At 73.0% G+C, this 19103-nt stretch carries 16 protein-coding genes and 4 tRNA genes; 13 read left to right on the forward strand and 7 right to left on the reverse strand.

Annotated features, from left to right (window positions below; translation table 11 throughout):
• From FM110_RS00005 to mnhG, 6 genes are all read left to right on the forward strand, one after another.
• A partial coding sequence (locus tag FM110_RS00005) for a Na+/H+ antiporter subunit A (protein WP_234991790.1) occupies positions 1–2874 on the forward strand: 2874 nt, incomplete at its 5' end.
• Complete coding sequence (locus tag FM110_RS14350) at positions 2864–3571, forward strand: Na(+)/H(+) antiporter subunit C (RefSeq protein WP_234991791.1); 708 nt, start codon at positions 2864–2866, stop codon at positions 3569–3571. The genes FM110_RS00005 and FM110_RS14350, both read left to right, overlap by 11 nt.
• Positions 3568–5154, forward strand: a complete 1587-nt coding sequence (locus tag FM110_RS00015) for a Na+/H+ antiporter subunit D (protein ID WP_087101466.1) — start codon at positions 3568–3570, stop codon at positions 5152–5154. The genes FM110_RS14350 and FM110_RS00015 overlap by 4 nt, the downstream gene beginning before the upstream one ends.
• Positions 5151–5687, forward strand: coding sequence for a Na+/H+ antiporter subunit E (locus tag FM110_RS00020; RefSeq protein WP_087101469.1), 537 nt, complete (start codon positions 5151–5153; stop codon positions 5685–5687). The genes FM110_RS00015 and FM110_RS00020 overlap by 4 nt, the downstream gene beginning before the upstream one ends.
• Positions 5684–6097 (forward strand): monovalent cation/H+ antiporter complex subunit F, encoded by a 414-nt coding sequence (locus FM110_RS00025; RefSeq protein ID WP_087101472.1) that lies wholly within the window; start codon positions 5684–5686, stop codon positions 6095–6097. The genes FM110_RS00020 and FM110_RS00025 overlap by 4 nt, the downstream gene beginning before the upstream one ends.
• Positions 6084–6662 (forward strand): monovalent cation/H(+) antiporter subunit G, encoded by a 579-nt coding sequence (gene mnhG, locus FM110_RS00030; RefSeq protein WP_087101473.1) that lies wholly within the window; start codon positions 6084–6086, stop codon positions 6660–6662. Before FM110_RS00025 ends, mnhG begins: the two co-directional genes overlap by 14 nt.
• Positions 6663–6776: 114 nt before the next feature.
• Here the strand turns inward: mnhG and FM110_RS00035 are convergent, their stop codons facing one another.
• From FM110_RS00035 to FM110_RS00050, 4 genes are all read right to left on the reverse strand, one after another.
• On the reverse strand, positions 6777–8477 hold the full coding sequence (locus FM110_RS00035) for a formate--tetrahydrofolate ligase (RefSeq protein ID WP_087101474.1): 1701 nt from the start codon (positions 8475–8477) through the stop codon (positions 6777–6779).
• Between the two features lie 295 nt (positions 8478–8772).
• Positions 8773–8845 (reverse strand) — tRNA-Phe (locus FM110_RS00040).
• A 237-nt stretch (positions 8846–9082) separates the two neighbouring features.
• Positions 9083–9156: transfer RNA gene (locus FM110_RS00045), tRNA-Asp, on the reverse strand.
• 143 nt (positions 9157–9299) lie between these two features.
• A tRNA-Glu gene (locus FM110_RS00050) sits at positions 9300–9372 on the reverse strand.
• Positions 9373–9477: 105 nt separating this feature from the next.
• Here FM110_RS00050 and FM110_RS00055 point away from each other — a divergent pair.
• The gene (locus tag FM110_RS00055; protein ID WP_087101476.1) at positions 9478–9831 is read left to right on the forward strand and encodes a metallopeptidase family protein; all 354 of its coding nucleotides are present in this window, start codon (positions 9478–9480) and stop codon (positions 9829–9831) included.
• 17 nt (positions 9832–9848) lie between these two features.
• Here FM110_RS00055 and FM110_RS00060 read toward each other — a convergent pair whose 3' ends face one another.
• Both FM110_RS00060 and FM110_RS00065 read right to left on the reverse strand, forming a co-directional pair.
• Positions 9849–10517, reverse strand: coding sequence for a response regulator transcription factor (locus FM110_RS00060; protein WP_087101523.1), 669 nt, complete (start codon positions 10515–10517; stop codon positions 9849–9851).
• Entirely contained in the window at positions 10514–11644 is a 1131-nt protein-coding gene (locus FM110_RS00065; RefSeq protein WP_087101525.1) for a sensor histidine kinase, read from the reverse strand. The genes FM110_RS00060 and FM110_RS00065 overlap by 4 nt, the downstream gene beginning before the upstream one ends.
• A 138-nt stretch (positions 11645–11782) precedes the next feature.
• On the opposite strand from FM110_RS00065, the gene FM110_RS00070 reads away from it, so the two are divergent.
• From FM110_RS00070 to FM110_RS00095, 5 genes are all read left to right on the forward strand, one after another.
• Positions 11783–13450 carry an alpha/beta hydrolase gene (locus FM110_RS00070; RefSeq protein WP_087101478.1) on the forward strand — a complete coding sequence of 556 codons (1668 nt, stop codon included), beginning with the start codon at positions 11783–11785 and terminating at the stop codon, positions 13448–13450.
• 85 nt (positions 13451–13535) lie between these two features.
• Positions 13536–13608: transfer RNA gene (locus FM110_RS00075), tRNA-Thr, on the forward strand.
• 359 nt (positions 13609–13967) lie between these two features.
• Positions 13968–14186 carry a hypothetical protein gene (locus tag FM110_RS00085; RefSeq protein WP_143276180.1) on the forward strand — a complete coding sequence of 73 codons (219 nt, stop codon included), beginning with the start codon at positions 13968–13970 and terminating at the stop codon, positions 14184–14186.
• Positions 14187–14230: 44 nt separating this feature from the next.
• On the forward strand, positions 14231–14716 hold the full coding sequence (locus FM110_RS00090; protein ID WP_087101484.1) for a Fur family transcriptional regulator: 486 nt from the start codon (positions 14231–14233) through the stop codon (positions 14714–14716).
• Between the two features lie 50 nt (positions 14717–14766).
• The gene (locus tag FM110_RS00095) at positions 14767–16338 is read left to right on the forward strand and encodes a catalase (protein ID WP_087101486.1); all 1572 of its coding nucleotides are present in this window, start codon (positions 14767–14769) and stop codon (positions 16336–16338) included.
• A gap of 105 nt (positions 16339–16443) precedes the next feature.
• On the opposite strand, the gene FM110_RS00100 is transcribed toward FM110_RS00095, so the two are convergent.
• Positions 16444–16827 carry a universal stress protein gene (locus FM110_RS00100; RefSeq protein WP_087101488.1) on the reverse strand — a complete coding sequence of 128 codons (384 nt, stop codon included), beginning with the start codon at positions 16825–16827 and terminating at the stop codon, positions 16444–16446.
• 140 nt (positions 16828–16967) lie between these two features.
• On the opposite strand from FM110_RS00100, the gene FM110_RS00105 reads away from it, so the two are divergent.
• A complete protein-coding gene (locus FM110_RS00105; protein ID WP_087101490.1) occupies positions 16968–19082 on the forward strand; it encodes a hypothetical protein in 2115 nt (704 codons plus the stop codon).
• Positions 19083–19103: the final 21 nt, after the last annotated feature.

Consider the following 19103-nt stretch of genomic DNA (forward strand, 5'->3'; position numbering starts at 1 on the left):
GTGCGCGAGATGGGCCGCGACGCGTTCTACCTCCTGGCCCTCGCGCCCGCCGCGACCGCTCTCTGGACGGCGTCCCAGGATCCGCATGCCCTGGCGAGCGACCCGCTCATCGGGTCCGTGCCCTGGATCCCCGCCTTCGGCGTCGAGCTGTCCTGGCGCCTGGACGTCCTGTCCTGGGTGCTGCTGCTCATCGTCTCCGGCATCGGCACCCTCGTGCTCGCCTACTGCGCCCGCTACTTCAAGGACACCGAGCCGGGTCTGGGCCGCTTCGCCGCCGTCCTCACCGCCTTCGCGGGCGCCATGGTCGGGCTCGTCGTCGCCGACGACGTCGTGGTCCTGTACACGTTCTGGGAGCTGACCACGATCTTCTCCTTCCTGCTGATCGGCCACTACTCCGACAAGCAGGCCTCGCGGCGCGCCGCCATGAACGCGCTGCTGTCGACCACCGCGGGCGGCCTCGCGATGCTGGCCGGCCTGCTCATGCTCGCCTCCCGCGCCGGGACGATGAGCCTCGCGGGGATCGTCGCCTCCCCGATGTGGAGCGACGGCGGGCCCTTCCTGCTGACGGCCCTGCTGCTGGTCCTCGCGGGTGCGACCAGCAAGTCCGCCCTCGTGCCCACGCACTTCTGGCTACCCGGGGCGATGGCCGCGCCCACCCCCGTCTCCGCGTACCTGCACGCCGCCGCGATGGTCAAGGCCGGCATCTACCTGATCCTGCGCCTGGGCCCCGTGATCGCCCTGGCGCCCGCGGCGTCCTGGACCGTGGCAGTCCTCGGCGCCGCGACGATGCTCGTCGGGGGCTGGCGGGCCCTACGCCAGTGGGACATCAAGCTGCTGCTGGCCTACGGCACCGTCTCGCAGCTGGGGTTCATGGCCGCGATCGCCGCGATCGGCACGCGCGGCGCCGCCCTGGCCGCCCTGGCCCTCCTCATCGCCCACTCGCTGTTCAAGGCGCCGCTGTTCATGGTCGTCGGCGCCATCGACAAGAAGTTCGGCAGCCGCGACCTGCGCTGCCTGAACCGCACGTGGCGCCAGGCCCCCGTCCTCGCCGTGATCGGCGTCCTGTCCGCCGCCTCGATGGCGGGCCTGCCGCCGCTGCTCGGCTTCGTGACCAAGGAGGCCGTGCTCACCGCCCTGTGGGAGGGCGGGACCGGCCACCGCGCGCTCGCCCTGGCCCTCGTCGCGGGCTCGATCCTCACCGTCGCCTACGCCTGGCGCTTCGTCGTCGGCGCCTTCGGGCCCGGCAGCGCGGAGCCGCCGGCCGTGCGCCCGCGCATCACCCCCGGGTTCTGGGGACCGCCGGCGCTCATCGCGCTCGGCACCCTCGCCCTCCCGCTGCTGGCCGGGCCCCTCGAGGCGCTCCTGCACGGCTACGCCGACACGGTGCCCGACGACGGCGCCGTCGTGCACCTCGCGCTCGTGCCGCACGTGGGCATCCCGCTGCTGCTGAGCGGGATCGCGATCGCCGGCGGCGCGCTCCTGGCCCTCGGCGCGCGCCCGATGGCCGCCCTCCAGCACGCCGTCTCGCCGCAGACCCGCGGCGGCGCCCTCGAGGAGTGGCTGGACGCGGAGAAGAGCTTCCGCCGCCTGTTGCGCGTCACCGATCGCGCGGCCGTCGCCGTGACCGGCCTGGTCCAGCGCGGCTCCCTGCCCTACACGCTGGGCACCATGTTCGTGGTGCTCATCGTGCTGATGGTCCCCGTCGCCGCCCGCATCGGCGCCCTGCCCGACAACCTCCTCCCCTTCTTCAGCCCCGCCGAGGTGGGGATCCTCGTGATCGCCGTGCTCGGCTCGATCGGTGCGGCCCGCTCGCGGCGCCGCCTGCGCGCCATCATGCTCGTGACCGTCACCGGCTTCTGCTCGGCCCTGCTGTTCCTCATGTGGGGCGCGCCGGACGTCGCCACCACGCAGGTGCTCGTCGAGACGATCCTGACGGTCGTCATGGTGCTCGTGCTGCGCCGCCTCCCGCTGCACTTCTCGCGGCGGCCGCTGAAGTCCGATCAGTGGCTGCGCTGGTCCATCGCGATCGGCACCGCCGTCGTGCTGTGCTCCGTGGCGCTCGTGGCCGCGGGCGCGCGGGTCGACGAGCCCTTCGGCCCCGGTCTCATCGAGACCGCGTACACGATCGGCGGCGGCCACAACGTCGTCAACGTCGCCCTCGTCGACGCCCGCGTGTGGGACACCATGGGCGAGATCTCCGTGCTGCTCGTGGTCGCCATCGGCGTCGCCTCCCTCATCTTCGTGACCCGGCGCGAGCAGCGGATCGCCCGCGTGAAGGACATCGAGCGGCCGCAGCCGGTGTGGCGCCGCCCCGATGCGGCCGCGCTGCCCGAGAACGTCTTCGCCTTCGACGTGCGCCCCTCCTCCGCGGAGGGCAACCGCTGGCGCACCTGGCTGTCGGCCGGGCTGACGCTCGCGCCCGAGCGGCGCATGGTGATCCTCGAGGTCATCACCCGCCTGGTGTTCCCGCTCATGATGCTGTTCTCGATCTACCTGCTCATGGCCGGGCACAACGACCCGGGCGGCGGCTTCGCGGGCGGGCTCGTCGCGGGCCTGGCCCTGACGCTGCGCTACCTGGCCGGCGGCCGCTACGAGCTGTCGGAGGCCGCGCCCGTCCAGGCCGGACTCTTGCTGGGCACCGGCATGGGCATCGCCGTCCTCACGGGCCTGGTGCCCGTGGCGCTCGGGGGCGGCGTGTTCGACTCCTACGTCACGACCGTCCACCTCCCGGTGCTGGGGGAGAAGCACCTGGCCTCGGCGCTCGTGTTCGACGTCGGGGTGTACCTCGTCGTGATCGGCGTCGTCTTGGACTTCCTGCGGTCGCTGGGATCGCAGATCGACCGCCAGCAGGAGGCCGAGCTCGATGCCCGTTAGCCTCGCCCTCCTGCTCACCGCGGGCGTGATGATCGCCTGCGGCGTCTACCTGTTCCTCGAGCGCACCCTCACCCGCGTGCTGCTCGGCTTCGTGCTGGCCGGCAACGGCGTGAACCTCCTGTTCATCGTCGCCGCCGGTCGCCCCGGCGCCCCGCCCTTCGAGGGGGACGCGGACCCGTCGACCATGACGGACCCGCTGCCGTTCGCGATGGTGCTGACCGCCATCGTCATCACCTTGGGCGTCTCCGCCTTCGTGCTGGCGCTGGCCTACCGGGCCCGGCAGCTGTTCGGCCACGACGAGGTGCCCGACGACGTCGAGGACCGGCGCGTCTTGCGGCGCCGCCGTCGCCGCACCACCCGCCGCGAGCAGGTGCGGGCCGGTGCCGAGCGCGCCGGGGCCGAAGGCCACGAGAGCGAGGGCCGCGAAGCCGCGGGGCATGGCGCGCCCGACCACGAGCATCCCGCGCACCTGCCCGCCACCGGCGGGCTCTCCGAGGGCCACCGCCAGGGCGCGCTCGCCCGCTCCCAGAGCGGTCAGGGCTGGCCGACCCAGCCCCCGGCGCCGGCCCCGCGGCCCGACGACGACACCGCGGACGATGACGACGATGCCGACGATCCCGTCGGCGCGGACCTGTCCTCGGCGCGGGACGCCCCGCTGGACCACACGGAATCGGACGAGGAGGAGGAGACGCGATGAGCATCGAGCTCCTCCTCGCCCTGCCGGTCATGCTCCCGCTGGCGGGGGCCGCCGCCGCCCTCCTCGCGCGCCACCACGCCCGCCTCCAGCTGGGGCTGGCGATCGCGACGCTCGCGGCGGTCGCGGTCGTCTCCGCCGTGCTCGCCCTCCACGTCGCCGAGCACGGCACGCTCGTGCTGCAGATCGGGCGGTGGACCCCGCAGCTGGGCATCGTGCTGGTCGTCGACCGCCTCTCCGCGCTCATGCTGGTGGTCTCGAGCATCGTGACGCTGGCCGTGCTCGTCTACTCGAGCGCGCAGTCGGTCTCCGAGAGCAGCGAGCGCACGCCCGTCGCGATCTACCACCCCACCTACCTGGTGCTGGTCGCGGGCGTGGCCATCGCCTTCGTCGCCGGCGACCTGTTCAACCTCTACGTCGGCTTCGAGGTGCTGCTGTCGGCCTCCTACGTGCTGCTGACCCTCGGCGGCTCGGCCTCGCGCATCCGCGCCGCCACCACCTACGTGATCGTCTCGCTGCTGTCCTCGCTGCTGTTCCTCGCGGGCGTCGGCGCGATCTACGCCGCCACGGGCACGGTCAACATGGCCGAGCTCGCCCTGCGCCTGGACCGCATCGAGCCCGGTCCGCGCCTCGCGCTCGAGATGATCCTGCTGGTCGCCTTCGCGATCAAGGCGGCGATCTTCCCGCTGTCGGCCTGGTTGCCGGACTCCTACCCGACGGCGCCGGCGCCGGTCACGGCCGTGTTCGCGGGCCTGCTCACCAAGGTCGGCATCTACGCGATCATCCGCCTGGAGACCCTGCTGTTCCCCGCCTCGGTCATCTCCGACCTGCTGCTGGCGGCCGCCGGGCTGAGCCTGCTGGTGGGCATCCTCGGCGCGCTCGCGCAGACAGACCTCAAGCGCGTCCTGTCCTTCACGCTCGTCTCCCACATGGGCTACATGCTGCTGGGCATCGGCCTGTCCACCCTGGTGTCGATGGGCGCGACCGTCTACTACGTGGTCCACCACATCACCGTGCAGTCCGCGCTGTTCCTCTCCGCCGGGCTCATCGAGGCCCGCGGCGGCACCACCAACCTCGCGCGCCTCGGCGGGATGGCCAAGGTGGCCCCGGTGATCGCGGTCCTGTTCTTCGTGCCCGCGATGAACCTCGCGGGCGTCCCGCCGCTCTCGGGCTTCATCGGGAAGGTGGGGCTGATCCTCGCCGGCATCGACGTCGGCTCGCCCGAGGCGTGGATCCTCGTGGGCATCGCCCTGGTCACGAGCCTGCTGACGCTGTACGCGATGGGCAAGATCTGGAACCGCGCCTTCTGGCAGCCGGCCTCGGAGGAGATGGCCGCCGAGCTCGCCGACCGCGAGGTGGCGCCGGTGATGATCGGTGCCACGGGCGCCCTCGTCGTCTTCTCCCTGCTGCTGACGGTGCTCGCGGGGCCGCTCATGGCCTACACGGATGCGGCCGCCGCCTCCGTCCTGGAGCGCACGCCGTACGTGAGCGCGGTCCTCGGCGAGGACGCCGCCGCCCAGGTCCAGCACCGCATCGGCGAGGACGGGCAGAAGGTCGAGCTGACGCAGGACGGGGGAGGGCGATGAGCGCACGGCTCCGGGCGCTTCCCGGCCACTGGTTCGAGATCCTCATCGGCACGATCTTCTGGTGCCTGCTGTGGGGCGGCTTCGCGCCCTCGGACGTCCTCGGCGGGGCGGCAGCCGCCGCGCTCGTCGTGCTCCTGTTCCCCCTGCCCCGCGTGGCCCGGGAGCTGACGCTCCGCCCCTGGCCGCTCGCGGTGCTGATCGCGCGCTTCCTGGCCGACATGGTCGTCTCCGCGCTGCAGGTGGCCTGGTACGCGCTGCGGCCCGCCGGGGCGCCGGCGAGCTCGGTCATCGCCGTGCGCCTGCGCTCGCGCTCGGACCTGTTCCTCACCGCCACGGGCATGCTGTGCACCCTCATCCCCGGCTCCGTGGTGGTCGAGGCGCAGCGCTCGACCGGGACCCTGTTCCTGCACGCCTTCGGCGCCGCCACTCCCGAGGCGGCCGAGGAGGCGCGGCGGCGCACCCTCGAGCAGGAGGAGCGGGTGCTGCGCGCCCTCGCGCGCCGCGAGGAGCTCGAGGAGGCGGGCCTGGCATGACGCTCGCGACCGGACTGCTCATCGTCGCCGCGATCCTCACGATCGCCGCGATCCCCGTCGTGCACCGCATCATCGTGGGCCCGACGATCCTCGACCGCGCTGTCGCCTCGGACATGCTCGCCGTGCTCCTGGTGATGGCGATGACCGTGTACGCGGCTTCGGCCCGCTCCGTTTACGCCGGGGCCGCGATGCTGTCGATGACCGCCCTCGCGTTCCTGTCCACCGTGGCGATCGCGCGCTTCGTGGCCCGCGAGGACCAGCCGGCCGCCCCCGCCGCCGACGCGGGCGAGGAGACCGACGTGATCGACGCGCGCCCCGACATCGCCGAGGAGCGCACGCTGGGCACGCAGGCGCCGCTGGGGCAGCGGCCGGACACCGAGGGGACGGGGGCGCGCCATGGTGATCGCTGACGCCGCCGCGCTCGTGCTGATGATCCTCGGGGCGCTGCTGTTCCTCGTGGCCTCGATCGGCCTGGTGCGCTTCCCCGAGGTGCTCAGCCGCATGCACGCGGCCTCGAAGCCGCAGACGCTGGGGCTGATCCTCATGGTCGCGGGCATGGCGCTCGTGCTCCGCACCGTCGAGGGCCTCTGCCTGGCCGTCCTCGTGCTGCTCGCGCAGATGGCGACCGTGCCGGTCTCCTCGACCCTGCTGGCCCGCGCCGCCTTCCGCCGCGGCTTCGTGCGCGGAGGCGCCTACGCGATCGACGAGCTCAGCCCGCGCCTGGCCCGCACCCTGGACGAGGATGATGACGAGGACGGCTTCATCGACGAGGACGAGCTGGGCCCCGAGGTCGGGGACTTCGCCGACGCCGACGAGCGCTTCCCCACGAACGTCGTCGGGGGCGGGAGCAGCGGGAGCGACCTCTCGCGCCTGTCCAACTGGGACGAGGCCGAGTCGGAGCCCCTCGTGGAGCCCGAGGAGATCGACATCGACGAGTCCGACCTGCTCGAGCCCGAGGACGTCGAGCGCGGCTGACGCCGCCGGGGGGGCGGACGCGCTGGCGCCCAGACGCGCAGGCACGACGAGGGCCGATCACCGCTGGTGCGGTGATCGGCCCTCGTGCTGTCGGGCTCCGGAGCCCGGCAGCGGTCAGAAGAGACCGAAGGCGTTGCCGTCCTCGTCGACGCCCATGCGCAGGGCGGCCGGCTCCTTGGGCAGGCCCGGCATCGTCATGATCTCGCCGGTGAGGGCGACGACGAAGCCGGCCCCGATCTTCGGGACGAGGTCGCGCACGTGCAGCACGTGCCCGCTGGGCGCGCCCAGCTTCGCCGGGTCGTCGGAGAAGGAGTACTGGGTCTTGGCCACGCAGACGGGCAGCGTGTCCCAGCCGTTCTTCTTCAGCGTCCGCAGCTTGGCGGCGGCCTTGCCCTCGAACTCGACGCGCTCGGCGCCGTAGATCTGCGTGGCGATCGTCGTCAGCGACGCCTCGACGCCCTCGGCGGGGTCGTAGAGGTGGTGGAAGTCGCCGCCGTCGTCGAAGGCGGCCATGACCTGCTCGGCGAGGTCCTCCGCGCCGGCCCCGCCCTTGGCCCAGACCTCGGAGAGGGCGGCGCGGAAGCCGTTGTCCTTCGCCCAGCCGAGGACGGCCTCGAGCTCGGCCTCGGTGTCCGAGGGGAAGCGGTTGAGCGCGATGACGGGCTCGAGCCCGAACTTGCGGATGTTCTCGACGTGGCGGCGCAGGTTCGCGGTGCCCTCGAGCGCGGCTGGGATGTCCTCGGCGCCGAGGTCCGCCTTGGCCACGCCGCCGTGCATCTTGAGCGCGCGGACCGTCGCGACGACCACGACGGCATCGGGCTTGAGGTTCCCGTACCGGGCCTTGATGTCGAGGAACTTCTCGGCGCCCAGGTCGGAGCCGAAGCCGGCCTCGGTGACCGTGACCTCGGACAGGCCCAGCGCGAGGCGCGTGGCCGTGAGCGAGTTGCAGCCGTGGGCGATGTTCGCGAACGGGCCGCCGTGGACCAGGGCGGGGGTGCCGCCGAGGGTCTGCACGAGGTTGGGGTCGATCGCGTTCTTGAGCAGCAGCGTGATCGCGCCCTCGATCTTCAGATCGCCCACGGTCACCGGCTCGCGGTCGTAGGTGAAGCCGACGACCACCGACGCAATGCGCTGGCGGAGATCGTGGATGTCGGTGGCCAGGCACAGGATCGCCATGATCTCGCTGGCCACGACGATGTCGAAGCCGTCCTCGCGCGGGACGCCCTGGGTGGGGCCGCCGAGGCCGATCACGAGCGAGCGCAGGGCGCGGTCGTTGACGTCCACGACGCGCTTGAACTGCATGCGCCGGGGGTCGATGTTCAGCTCGTTGCCCTGCTGGATGTGGTTGTCGACGAGGGCGGCCAGGGTGTTGTTGGCGATCTGGATGGCGTGGAAGTCGCCCGTGAAGTGCAGGTTGATGTCCTCCATCGGAACCACCTGGGCGTAGCCGCCGCCGGTGGCGCCGCCCTTGATGCCCATGATCGGGCCCAGCGCGGGCTCGCGCAGCGCGACCATGGTGCGCTTGCCGGCGAGCGTGAAGGCGTCGGCCAGGCCGACGGTGGTGGTGGACTTGCCTTCGCCCGCGGGGGTGGGGGACATGGCGGTCACGAGAACGAGGCGGTGCTCGCCGGAGTCCTCGACATCGCCGCGCAGGCGGGCGAGCTCGCGCAGATCCACCTTGGCCTTGGTGCGGCCGTAGGGGATGAGGGCCTCGTCGGGGATCCCCGCGCGGGCGGCGATATCGCCGATGGGCTCGAGGGTGGCGGCCTGGGCGATCTTGAGGTCCGGGTTCTCGGACTGTGCTGCTGGGGACATCGTCGTTCTCAGCTCCTCGTCTGGTCGTCTGCGTCAGACATGCGGTGGTGTCGTCGGGGCCGTCGGGAGACGGCCGCGGCCCCGGTTCACTCTAGGTGGCCGGAGCGCCGGTCGGGTTCAGTCTGGCCAGATCAGGGCCAGATAGACAAGTGATGTCCGGGTTGTATATCAGTCCGGGCCCGAGTTCGACCGGGATGGCAGCTCCGATGGAGCCGGTCGTCGCGGTGGTGGTAGGACGCATGTCGTGCTCGGACGACGAGAAGGCCCCCGTCCTGAGGACGGGGGCCTTCGGCGGTGGCTCCGACCGGCGTCGATCCGGTGACCTTTCGATTTTCAGTCGAACGCTCTACCAACTGAGCTACAGAGCCTCGGCTCGCCGTGAGGCGGCCGGGGATCAGAGTAGCAGGCGGCAGGGCCGACCCGACAATCGGGAATCCCCGGTGAGAGCGAGGCCACGCGGCAGGCGGCGGGGGCGGCGCCGGCACGGGGTCGAGGCGCGGGGCGGAGGCAGAGGAGGCGGCGACGGCCCGATCCATGCGCGCGAGGCGCGGGCGGGAGGCATGCGAAAGGCCCCGGAGCGTCTGCTCCGGGGCCTTGCACGGGGGCGACCCTGACCGGGCTTGAACCGGCGACCTCCGCCGTGACAGGGCGGCACTCTAACCAACTGAGCTACAGGGCCATTCTCGCCGTCCGCGGTCCGATCTTCCGACCGTCGCGCTTCCGACTCCGAGAACTCTACCGGACGATTCCCGGCGCTCACGACCGGATCCGGTGTGAGAGACCTCGCACCGGATCCGGGGCTTCCCGGCGGTGCGGCCTGCGTACCCCCAACGGGATTCGAACCCGTGTCGCCGCCGTGAAAGGGCGGTGTCCTGGGCCACTAGACGATGGGGGCCCGCCCGACGAGCATCGGTCCCCGCGCGGGGATCCCGACCGTGCCGAGCGCGACGAGCATACCCGCTGCCAGCTCCCTCTCGCCCGGGCCTGCCAGGATGGGCGCATGATCGCGATGAGCGAGGACGAGTTCGCCGAGGCCGTCGACGACGCCCTCGACTCCCTGCCCGACGAGATCGCGCGCGCGATCGCCGAGGCCAACGTCGTGATCCTCATCGAGGAGGAGCCCGACGCCGGCCAGGACCTGCTGGGCCTGTACGTCGGCGTCCCGCTCGACCGCCGCTCCATGTTCGACGGCTACGCGGAGCCCGACCGGATCCTCATCTTCTCCGGGCCCCTGCGGCGCATGTGCCGCAGCCGCGCCGAGCTCGTCGCCCAGATCCGCGTCACGGTGCTGCACGAGGTCGGCCACCTGTTCGGCCTCTCCGACGAGCGCCTGCACGAGCTCGGCTGGGGCTGAGCGGAGCCGCGCTCCGGTCAGGCCGGCGCGGTGTCGATGTCGGTCAGCCCCGCCTCGTGGGCGATGATCGCGATCTGCACGCGGTTGGTGCAGTCGAGCTTGGCGAAGATCTTGGAGACGTGCGCCTTGACCGTCGCCTCGCTCATGAACAGCCGCGCGCCGATCTGCGCGTTCGACAGCCCGGCGCCGACCGCGCCGAGCACCTCGGTCTCGCGCTCGGTGAGGGCGCCCAGACCGGGATGCTGCTGCGGGGCGTGCGACGGGTTGGCGTGGGAGAAGTGCGAGAGCATGCGCCGCGTGACGGTGGGGGAGAGCATCGCGTCGCCGCGCGCGACCACGTGCACGGCGTGGATCAGGTCGGTCGGCGGGGTGTCCTTGAGCAGGAAGCCGCTGGCGCCCGCCTCGAGCGCGGTGAACACGTACTCGTCCATGTCGAACGTGGTGAGCATGATGATCGCCGGGTGCTCGGCCAGCGCCGTCACCGCGCGGGTCGCGGCGATGCCGTCCATCGTCGGCATGCGCACGTCCATGAGGAGCACGTCGGGTCGGTGGCGCTGGACCAGCTCCACGGCGCCGCTGCCGTCGCCCGCCTCTCCCACGACCTCGATGCCGGGATCGGCCCCCAGGATCATCGACAGCCCCGCCCGCACGAGCGAGTCGTCGTCCACCAGAGCCACCCTGGTCATGCGCTCGGCGCCGGCCACGGGATCACCGCCTTCACTGCGAATCGTCCGTCCTCGGTGGGTCCCGAGGTGATCGTCCCGCCCGCGTGCAGGACGCGGGTCTCGATTCCCGACAGGCCCATGCGGGCACCGGGCAGCTCCGTCTGGAACCCCTGGGGGAGCACGTTACTCACCTCGATGACGAGGTCGGCCCCCGGCTCGCCGATGAGGGCGACCCGGCCCGAGGTGCGGCGGGCGTGCTTGTGGATGTTGGTCAGGGGCTCCTGGACGACGCGGTAGACGGTGCGCGCCAGCACGTCGGGCACGGGATCGTCCACGAAGTCGTACAGGTCCACCTCCACGCCGGCCTCGCGCGAGGAGTCGACCAGGCGCCGCACGTCCTCCCAGGTGGGCTGGGGCGCCAGCGGCGCGCCGTCGTCGGCGCCCCGCAGCACGCCGAGGACCTGGCGCAGCTCGCTGAGGGCCTCCGTCGCGGTGGAGCGGATCAGGCCCGCGGACTCGACCACCTTCTCGCGCTCCAAGTTCGGGTTCACCTCGAGCGCACCGGCCTGCAGGGCGACGAGGGAGATCTTGTGCGCGACGATGTCGTGCATCTCGCGGGCGATGCGCGTGCGCTCGGCGCGCCGGGCCTGCTCCTCGGCGATCGCCTGGCGGCTCTCGGCCTCCTCGGCGCGTTCCCGCAGACCCGCCAGCAGCAGGCGGCGGGTGCGGGTGTTCATGCCGATCAGCAGCACGGTCCCCACGAGCAGGACGTTCACGAGGGACCAGACGGCGAGGTTCGCGGGGTCCAGGAACAGCAGGGCGAACTCGGCGCCGACCGCGGCGAGCACGGCCATCCCGATCGTCCGGGCCCGGCTGGGGGAGCGGACCGCGTAGCAGAACACGGCCCCGGCGGCGACGGTCATCGACCACGCGAGGATGTTGACCACCAGGAGGGCGGGCAGCAGCCAGCGCCAGTGGCGTCGGCGCAGCAGCAGGGCGAGCCCGGCGAGCGCCCCGATCGCGGCCTGGATGAGATCGAGGGTCGTGTGGGGCGCCGTGGGGATCAGCAGCAGGAGCTCGCCGCTGACGGCCAGGACGATCACGGCGTCGCGCCAACGTCGGCCCCGGCGGCCCGCTTCCGTCCCCATGGCGGACACAGTAGTCGCGGCCCGGCCCTGTCGCCGGTCCGGTCACCGGCCCCGCCCGCGGCGGCGGCACGGCCCCTAGGATGGCCGGGTCCCCCGCGGCGCCTGCGGCCCGGGACGCCCCGATGTGAAGGAGACCCGATGGTCACGCACCGTCCCGCCCGCCTCGCGACCGCCCTGGCGGCGTCCGCCCTCGTCCTGGCCGGCTGCGGGGTCCTTCCCTTCGGGGGCGGCACGGGAACCGGCGGCTCGGACGGCGGCGCCTCGAGCTCCGCCTCGAGCACCGACGGCTCGGCCGGCGGCGGCTCGGCGAGCGGCGGCACCGGGACGAGCGACGGCGCCCTCCCGAAGGCCGGGACCTCCCATGCGGCGGGGCTGAAGACCGACCCCGCCGAGGACCAGGCCTACGCCTCCTACTACGGGCAGAGCATCGACTGGCAGCCCTGCGAGGACTACGCCGGCGCCCAGTGCGGCACGCTCACCGTCCCGAAGGCCTGGGACGATCCGAGCACGGGCGATCTCGAGCTCGCGATGGTCAAGGTCCCCGCCACGGGGCAGCGCACCGGGACGCTGTTCATGAACCCGGGCGGCCCCGGCGGCAGCGGCGTCTCGTTCGTCGGGGACTCCGCGACGATGATCGTCGGCTCCGACGTGCGCGAGAAGTACGACATGGTGGGCTTCGACCCCCGCGGCGTCGCCGGCTCCTCGCCCGTCCGCTGCCTCGACGACGCGCAGACCGATGAGTACCTCTCCGCGACGTACGACATGACCACCCCCGAGGGGCTCGAGGAGGGGCGCACCTGGGCCAAGACCGTCGCCGACTCCTGCGCCCAGAACTCCGGGGACCTGCTGGAGTACGTCGACACCCTCTCCGCGGCGCGGGACATGGACGTCATGCGCGCCGCCGTCGACTCCGAGAAGCTCGACTACCTGGGCTTCTCCTACGGCACCTACCTCGGCGCCACCTACGCCGACCTCTACCCCTCGCGCGCGGGCCGCATGGTGCTCGACGGCGCGATCGACCCCACCCTGACCGGCGACCAGATCGCCGAGGGCCAGGCCGGCGGCTTCGAGGTCGCCACCGAGCGCTTCGCCGCCTGGTGCGTCGAGCAGGGCAGCGAGACCTGCCCCCTCAAGGGCGACGCGACCCAGGGCGTCCAGCAGATCCGGGACTTCTTCGCCGCGACCTCGGAGCAGCCCGTCGCGACGGACGACCCGCAGCGCCCGCTCACCGGCGCGCTGGCCCGGTCCGGCGTGCTCGTCGGCCTCTACAACGACGAGAACTGGCCCTATGTGGCCCAGGGCCTCCAGGAGGCCATGACCGGCGACGGCACCCTGCTGCTGCAGCTCGCCGATATGTCGTCCGAGCGCGACGCCGACGGCACCTACGCGAGCAACGGCAGCTTCGCCATCACCGCCGTCAACTGCCTGGACCACCCCGCGGTCGAGGACGAGGCGTGGATGAAGGAGGACTCGGCGCGGATGGCGCAGGAGTACCCGACCTTCGGCCCGATGCTGGGCTACAACGGGCTCACCTGCGGCGCCTGGCCCGCCGGCCCGCTGCGCGAGCCCGCCCCGCTGGATGCGAAGGGCAGCGGTCCGATCCTCGTGGTCGGCACGACGTACGACCCGGCGACCCCGTACCCGTGGGCGCAGGCGCTCGCCGAGCAGCTCGACGACGGCCACCTCATCACCTGGAACGGTGACGGGCACACGGCGTACGGCCGCTCGGGCGGCTGCGTCGAGGACGCCGTGGACCAGTACCTGCTGGCCGGGACGGTCCCCGCCGAGGGCCTCACCTGCGAGTGACGAGGGCCTCATCGGTCCGCTTTGCGCCCTGGCCAGGGGTCTCGTAGAGTGGTCCGGTCCGCGTGCGTCCAGCGCGCGCAGGCGTGCCGCCTTAGCTCAGTCGGCAGAGCGATTCACTCGTAATGAATAGGTCGGGGGTTCGATTCCCCCAGGCGGCTCCGCAGGTCAGGCCCGGTTTCCAGTGATGGGGACCGGGCCTTCCGCATGCCGCGCCGGGGGCTTAGGCTCGGGGCATGTCGGTTGCCGCAGTGCGAGCGATGGAGGAGGGGTCGGCCCCCGCCGCGGAGCGCACGGTCCTGCCCCGGGCCTTCCGGCGGACGGCTCGGGAGAACGGGGTGGAGCTGAGCGCCGCGATGGACCTGCTCGACGCGGACCTCACCCTCCTGACCTCCCTGCCCGACGAGGTGGGCGACGCGACGCGGCCGTGCTGCACGGCGGGCAGGGCACGGTCCAGACGGCGTGCGCCACGGGGGTCCCGTTCGCGGGGATCGGCCTCAGTGCGGAGCAGCGATGGAACGTGCAGTTCAGCGCGCGGCGCGGGAACGCGATCGCCGTCTCCCGGGCCCGGGTCGCGCACCCCCGCCACGGTGTGCGCCGCGCCCTGCATGGACTGCTGCACGTCGACGCGGTGCGGCGGGCCGCGCGCGAGGTCGCGCGGGAGCATGCGTCCGAGGACGGGGCCGCTCGCAGCGCGGAGATCATCGCCGCCGCGATCGTCGGCCGCATCCCGACCTGATCATTTCCTGGACTCGGTCCAGAACAGTGGCGTATGGTCGGGGCATGCTGACGCAGCGTCATGATGCAGTCCTCGACTCCGGGGCGGGCCTCCTGTCCCCGGAGGATGCCGAGACCTCGCTGCGCTCCGCCGGGCTGCGCGTGACCGCACCGCGCCTCGCGACCCTCACCGTGATCGCCGAGAACCAGCACGCCGATGCCGAGACCCTCGCCCAGGGCGTCCGCGATCGCCTTGGCGCCGTCTCCCGTCAGGCCGTCTACGACGTGCTGGCCGCGCTCACCGAGGCGGGACTCGTGCGCCGCGTGACCGTCGACGAGCGGCGATCCCGCTACGAGCTGGCCCGCCACGACAACCACCACCACCTCATCTGCCGCTCCTGCGGCCGCATCGAGGACGTCCCGTGCGCCCTCGGCCACGCCCCGTGCATGGACCTCGACCCCGCGCGCGGCTTCGCGCTCGAGGAGGCCGATGTCGTCTTCCGCGGCCTGTGCGCCGACTGCGCACCCACCCAGCCCCCGCACGTCGTCTGACGTCCGGTCCCCGTCCACCCCGTTCGCCCCTTCTCGGAAAGGACCATCTCATGGCTCAGAAGCAGGACTCACAGCACCCCGGTTTCGATCCCTCCAAGCCCTCGACCACCGCGGAGGGCGCCCCCCGCGAGTCCGATGCGCACTCGCTGTCCATCGGCCCCGACGGCCCCCTCCTGCTGCACGACGTCGCCCTCGTGCAGAAGCTCGCGCGCTTCGACCGCGAGCGCGTCCCGGAGCGCAGCCCCCACGCCAAGGGCTCCGGCGCCTTCGGCGAGTTCGAGGTCACGCAGGACATCTCGCAGTACACCAAGGCGAAGTTCCTCCAGCCCGGGACGAAGACGCCGATGCTCGCGCGCTTCTCGACCGTCGCCGGCGAGCTCGGCTCGCCCGACACCTGGCGCGACGTCCGCGGCTTCTCGCTGAAGTTCTACACGCAGGACGGCAACTTCGACATGGTCGGCAACAACACGCCGATCTTCTTCGTCCGCGACCCCATGAAGTTCCCCGACTTCATCCACTCCCAGAAGCGCCTGCCGGACTCCGGGCTGCGCAGCAACAACATGCAGTGGGACTTCTGGACCCTGTCCCCGGAGAGCGCCCACCAGCTCTCCTACCTCATGGGCGACCGCGGCCTCCCCGCGTCCTGGCGCCACATGAACGGCTACTCCTCGCACACCTACATGTTCATCAATGAGGCCGGCGAGAAGTTCTGGACCCAGTGGCACTTCCACAGCGATCAGGGCGTGAAGAACCTGACCAACGAGGAGGCCGGGAAGCTCGCCGGGGAGGACGCGGACTACCACCGCCGCGACCTGTTCGACGCGATCGAGCGCGGCGAGTTCCCGTCGTGGACCCTGTCGGTGCAGGTCATGCCGTACGAGGACGCCAAGACGTACCGCTTCAACCCCTTCGACCTCACCAAGACGTGGTCCCACAAGGACTACCCGCTCATCGAGGTCGGCCGCTTCACGCTGACGCAGAACCCGTCCAACCACTTCGCGCAGATCGAGCAGGCCGCGTTCTCGCCCTCGAACATGGTCCCGGGCGTCAACGTCTCGCCCGACAAGATGCTGCTGGGCCGCGTGTTCTCCTACCCGGACGCGCAGCGCAACCGCATCGGCACCAACTTCGACCAGCTCCCGGTCAACGCCCCCGTCGTGCCCACCAACTCCTACGACAAGGAGGGGCAGATGCAGTACCACCACACCGGGAACGCGCCGGTGTACGCGCCCAACTCCTACGGGCGCGCCTACCAGGGCACGGAGCTGGCGGGCGAGGTCGACAACGGCTGGGAGGCCGACGGCACGATGGTCCGCGCCGCCTACACCCTCCACGCCGAGGACGACGACTTCGGCCAGGCCCACACCCTGGTCCGCGACGTGTACTCGGAGGAGGAGCGCGAGCGCCTCATCGAGACCGTGAGCGGCTCGCTGATCCCCGACGTCGAGGAGCCCGTCCTGTCGCGGGTCTTCGAGTACTGGCGCAACATCGACCAGGAGGTCGGCGAGCGCATCGAGAAGGCCTACCGCGAGGCCGTCGGCGATCAGGTCCCCGGCGGCGATCCGAAGGAGGGCACGCCGGACGCGACGCTGCCCGAGACGGACACGCACGCCGGCGCCTGACGCCGATCCGCGCCGCCCGGGCGCGATCGCGCACGGGCGGCTGGACGACGGAGCCCGTCCTCTCCCGGTGGAGAAAACGGGCTCCGTCGTGCGCGGCGCGGCGCCTCAGACGACGAGGACGTCGCAGGGGGCGTCGATCAGCAGGCGATGGGCCGTGGTGCCCAGGATGTGGCGTGCGACCTCGCGCTCACGGCGGATGCCCACCACCACCAGCTCGGCGCGCTCCTCGGCGGCCGCGGCGATGAGGGCGTCGGCCGCATCCTTCTCGGCGTGCACCTGGCGCACGTCGACGCGGACGGGGGCGCCGCGGAGGCGCTCGCGGGCGATCTCGAGCTGATCGGGGCGCGCGTGGCGGACGTCGTCGGCGTCCTCGTCCCGGACGGCGTTGACGACGATGAGCGGCCCGCCCCGGCGCCGCGCCTCGGCGAGCGCCGCATCGAGGGCCGCGAACCCCACCGGGGTGGGGATAAATCCGACGACGACGGTCATGCGGAGCCTCCTGGGGGTCGACCTGACCGGATCCTATGCCGCCCGCCTGCTCGGTGCGCCATCCAGGGCACTTCGCGGTAGCCTCTCGGGTGCGCGCGGGCACGTGAACCGCGGCAGGAGCGGAGGAGGCGCAGCGACGCATGGAGGCCACCCACGACGCCGACGACCCGACGGTGCTCGCCGCCCAGATGAGGGCCTCGTGGATCTCCGCCCCGGGTGCCGACGGCCCCGGATCCTGGCTGCTGCGCCGCGACATCGACCTCGTCCCGTTGCTGGCGTCGCGGGACGGTCTGGGGGAGGCGCGCATCGGGCGGGCGCGCCTGCTGGTGGCCTCGACCGGTGACGTGACGGCGTACGTCGACGACCGGGAGGTCTGCGCGGTGCGCGCCCTGGGGCCCGCCGCTGCGGCAGGTGCCGTCGAGGACGTGACCGAGCTGCTGCTGCCGGGCGGAGCCCGCGCCGACCACGTGTCGCTCGCGCTGATCCACGTCGATGACCGCGCCGGTCGCCCGGCCGTCGAGGGCGGACCCGCGGTCCTCGCCGCGCTGGTTCTGGACGTCGAGCGCGGCGCTCCCGGACCCGGCACCGCGACGGAGACCCTCGTGGTCGGCAGCGACGGCGCGTGGTGGACCGCGCCGGGCCCGATCGCCTTCGCCCCGCGCGAGGACCCGGCCCTGCGGATGCTCGAGCTGCACGAAGCGCCGGCCTCCGGCAGCGGCCTGGGCCCGCGCGACGACCTCCGCTGGACCGCGTTCGGGGCGATGCACACCGATGCCGAGCGCACCTGGACGCCCGCCGTCGACCGCGGACGCCACCCCTCCCTGGTCCACCCGCCGATCGTGATCGCGCCCCCGCTCGTCGAGGAGTACGAGGTCGAGATCCGCGACCACGTGATGGCGCCCGGCGGCGTGCAGTGCCTCGACCTCGGGGAGACGGTGTGCATCCGCCCGCTGCTGGCCCTGCCGGACGGAGCGCGGCGTCCCGTGACGCTGTGGGCCGGCCCGGTGCCGGGCACGCCGCCCCGCGGGGGCGACGTGCGGATCGACACCCGCGGGCAGGCCGCCGTGCTCGAGGCGCACGGCACCATGACGGGCCGCTGGCTGCACGTGCACGGGGCCCCGGACCTCGACACCGAGGGCGTCGAGCTGCCGGTGCGCACCGGGGTGCTGCCGCGGCCGCTGGGCGTGGACCTCTCCGACGAGCGGGTCTCGCTGCTGCTGTCCGACGCGCTGGCCTCCCTGCACGCCCGCTGCCAGGAGCAGTACCGCGGCGAGGCGGGGCCGCCGCTGCTGGCGCAGATCGCCCGCACCGCCCGGGCGGCTCTCCTCGTCGGGGCCGACACCTGGCGCTCCGAGCGGGCGCTGGACGCATTCCTCGCCACTGCCCGCTCCGTGGACGTGGGCATGGTGGTCGATGCGATCGCCCCGGACGGGCCGCGCGCCGACCTCGACGAGCACACCTACGCCCTGCCCGCCTGGGTCGCCGACCAGGCGGCCGCCGGCGCGCCGCCGCGCCGCGCCGCCCGCGTGATCGCCGGGATCTGGGAGCGCCTGGCCGCGCGGGTCGAGCAGGGCCCCTCGCCCGCCGAGCGCATGACCACCGCGGCCGCGGCCCTCGAGGCGATCGAGGCGCTGGGACGCCTGGCCCGCCGCGGCGGCAGCGACACCGAGCCCTTCGCGCTCGCCGCCCGCTCCCTGCGCGAGCAGGCGCGGGAGACCCTGCGCGCCGGGCGCGCGAGCGGCGGCCGCGGCACCTGGCTCGAGGCCCGCGGGGACGCCGCCTCGACGCCGCGGGCCACGGCGATGGCCGTGCTGTCCGGGCTCGTCGACGCCGACGATCTCCCCTTCGCCCTGCTCGCGCTGCGGCCCGTCCTCGAGGAGGGCCATGCCGCGGATCCGGAGGGCCTCGTGCGCGCGGCCCTGCTGCGGGCGGGCGCCGGGCGCGAGGTGGTCGACGCCCACCGGGAGGGCGACGACGTGCCGCCCGTCGTGCTGACCGAGCTCGTCGGCGCCGTCAGCGGCATGACCGTCGACGGCGACCGCGTCCATGTGCGCACGCCCTCGCTGCCGCTCGAGGCCATCGGCCTGGACCTCCCGCATCCGCGCGGGGACATCGAGATCCGCTGGGACTGCGAGGAGGGCGAGGTGGTCGTCCCGGAGGGCATGCACGTGCTCGTGCACGCCGACGGCGCCTCCGCCCCCGTGTGGTACAACAGCGGCACCACGGCCGTGCGCCGCCCCGCACCGCAGCTCTGAGCATCCGGTGCGCCCGCGGCG

Origin of the sequence: Brachybacterium nesterenkovii (assembly GCF_900163655.1) — a bacterium.
Lineage (GTDB): Bacteria > Actinomycetota > Actinomycetes > Actinomycetales > Dermabacteraceae > Brachybacterium > Brachybacterium nesterenkovii.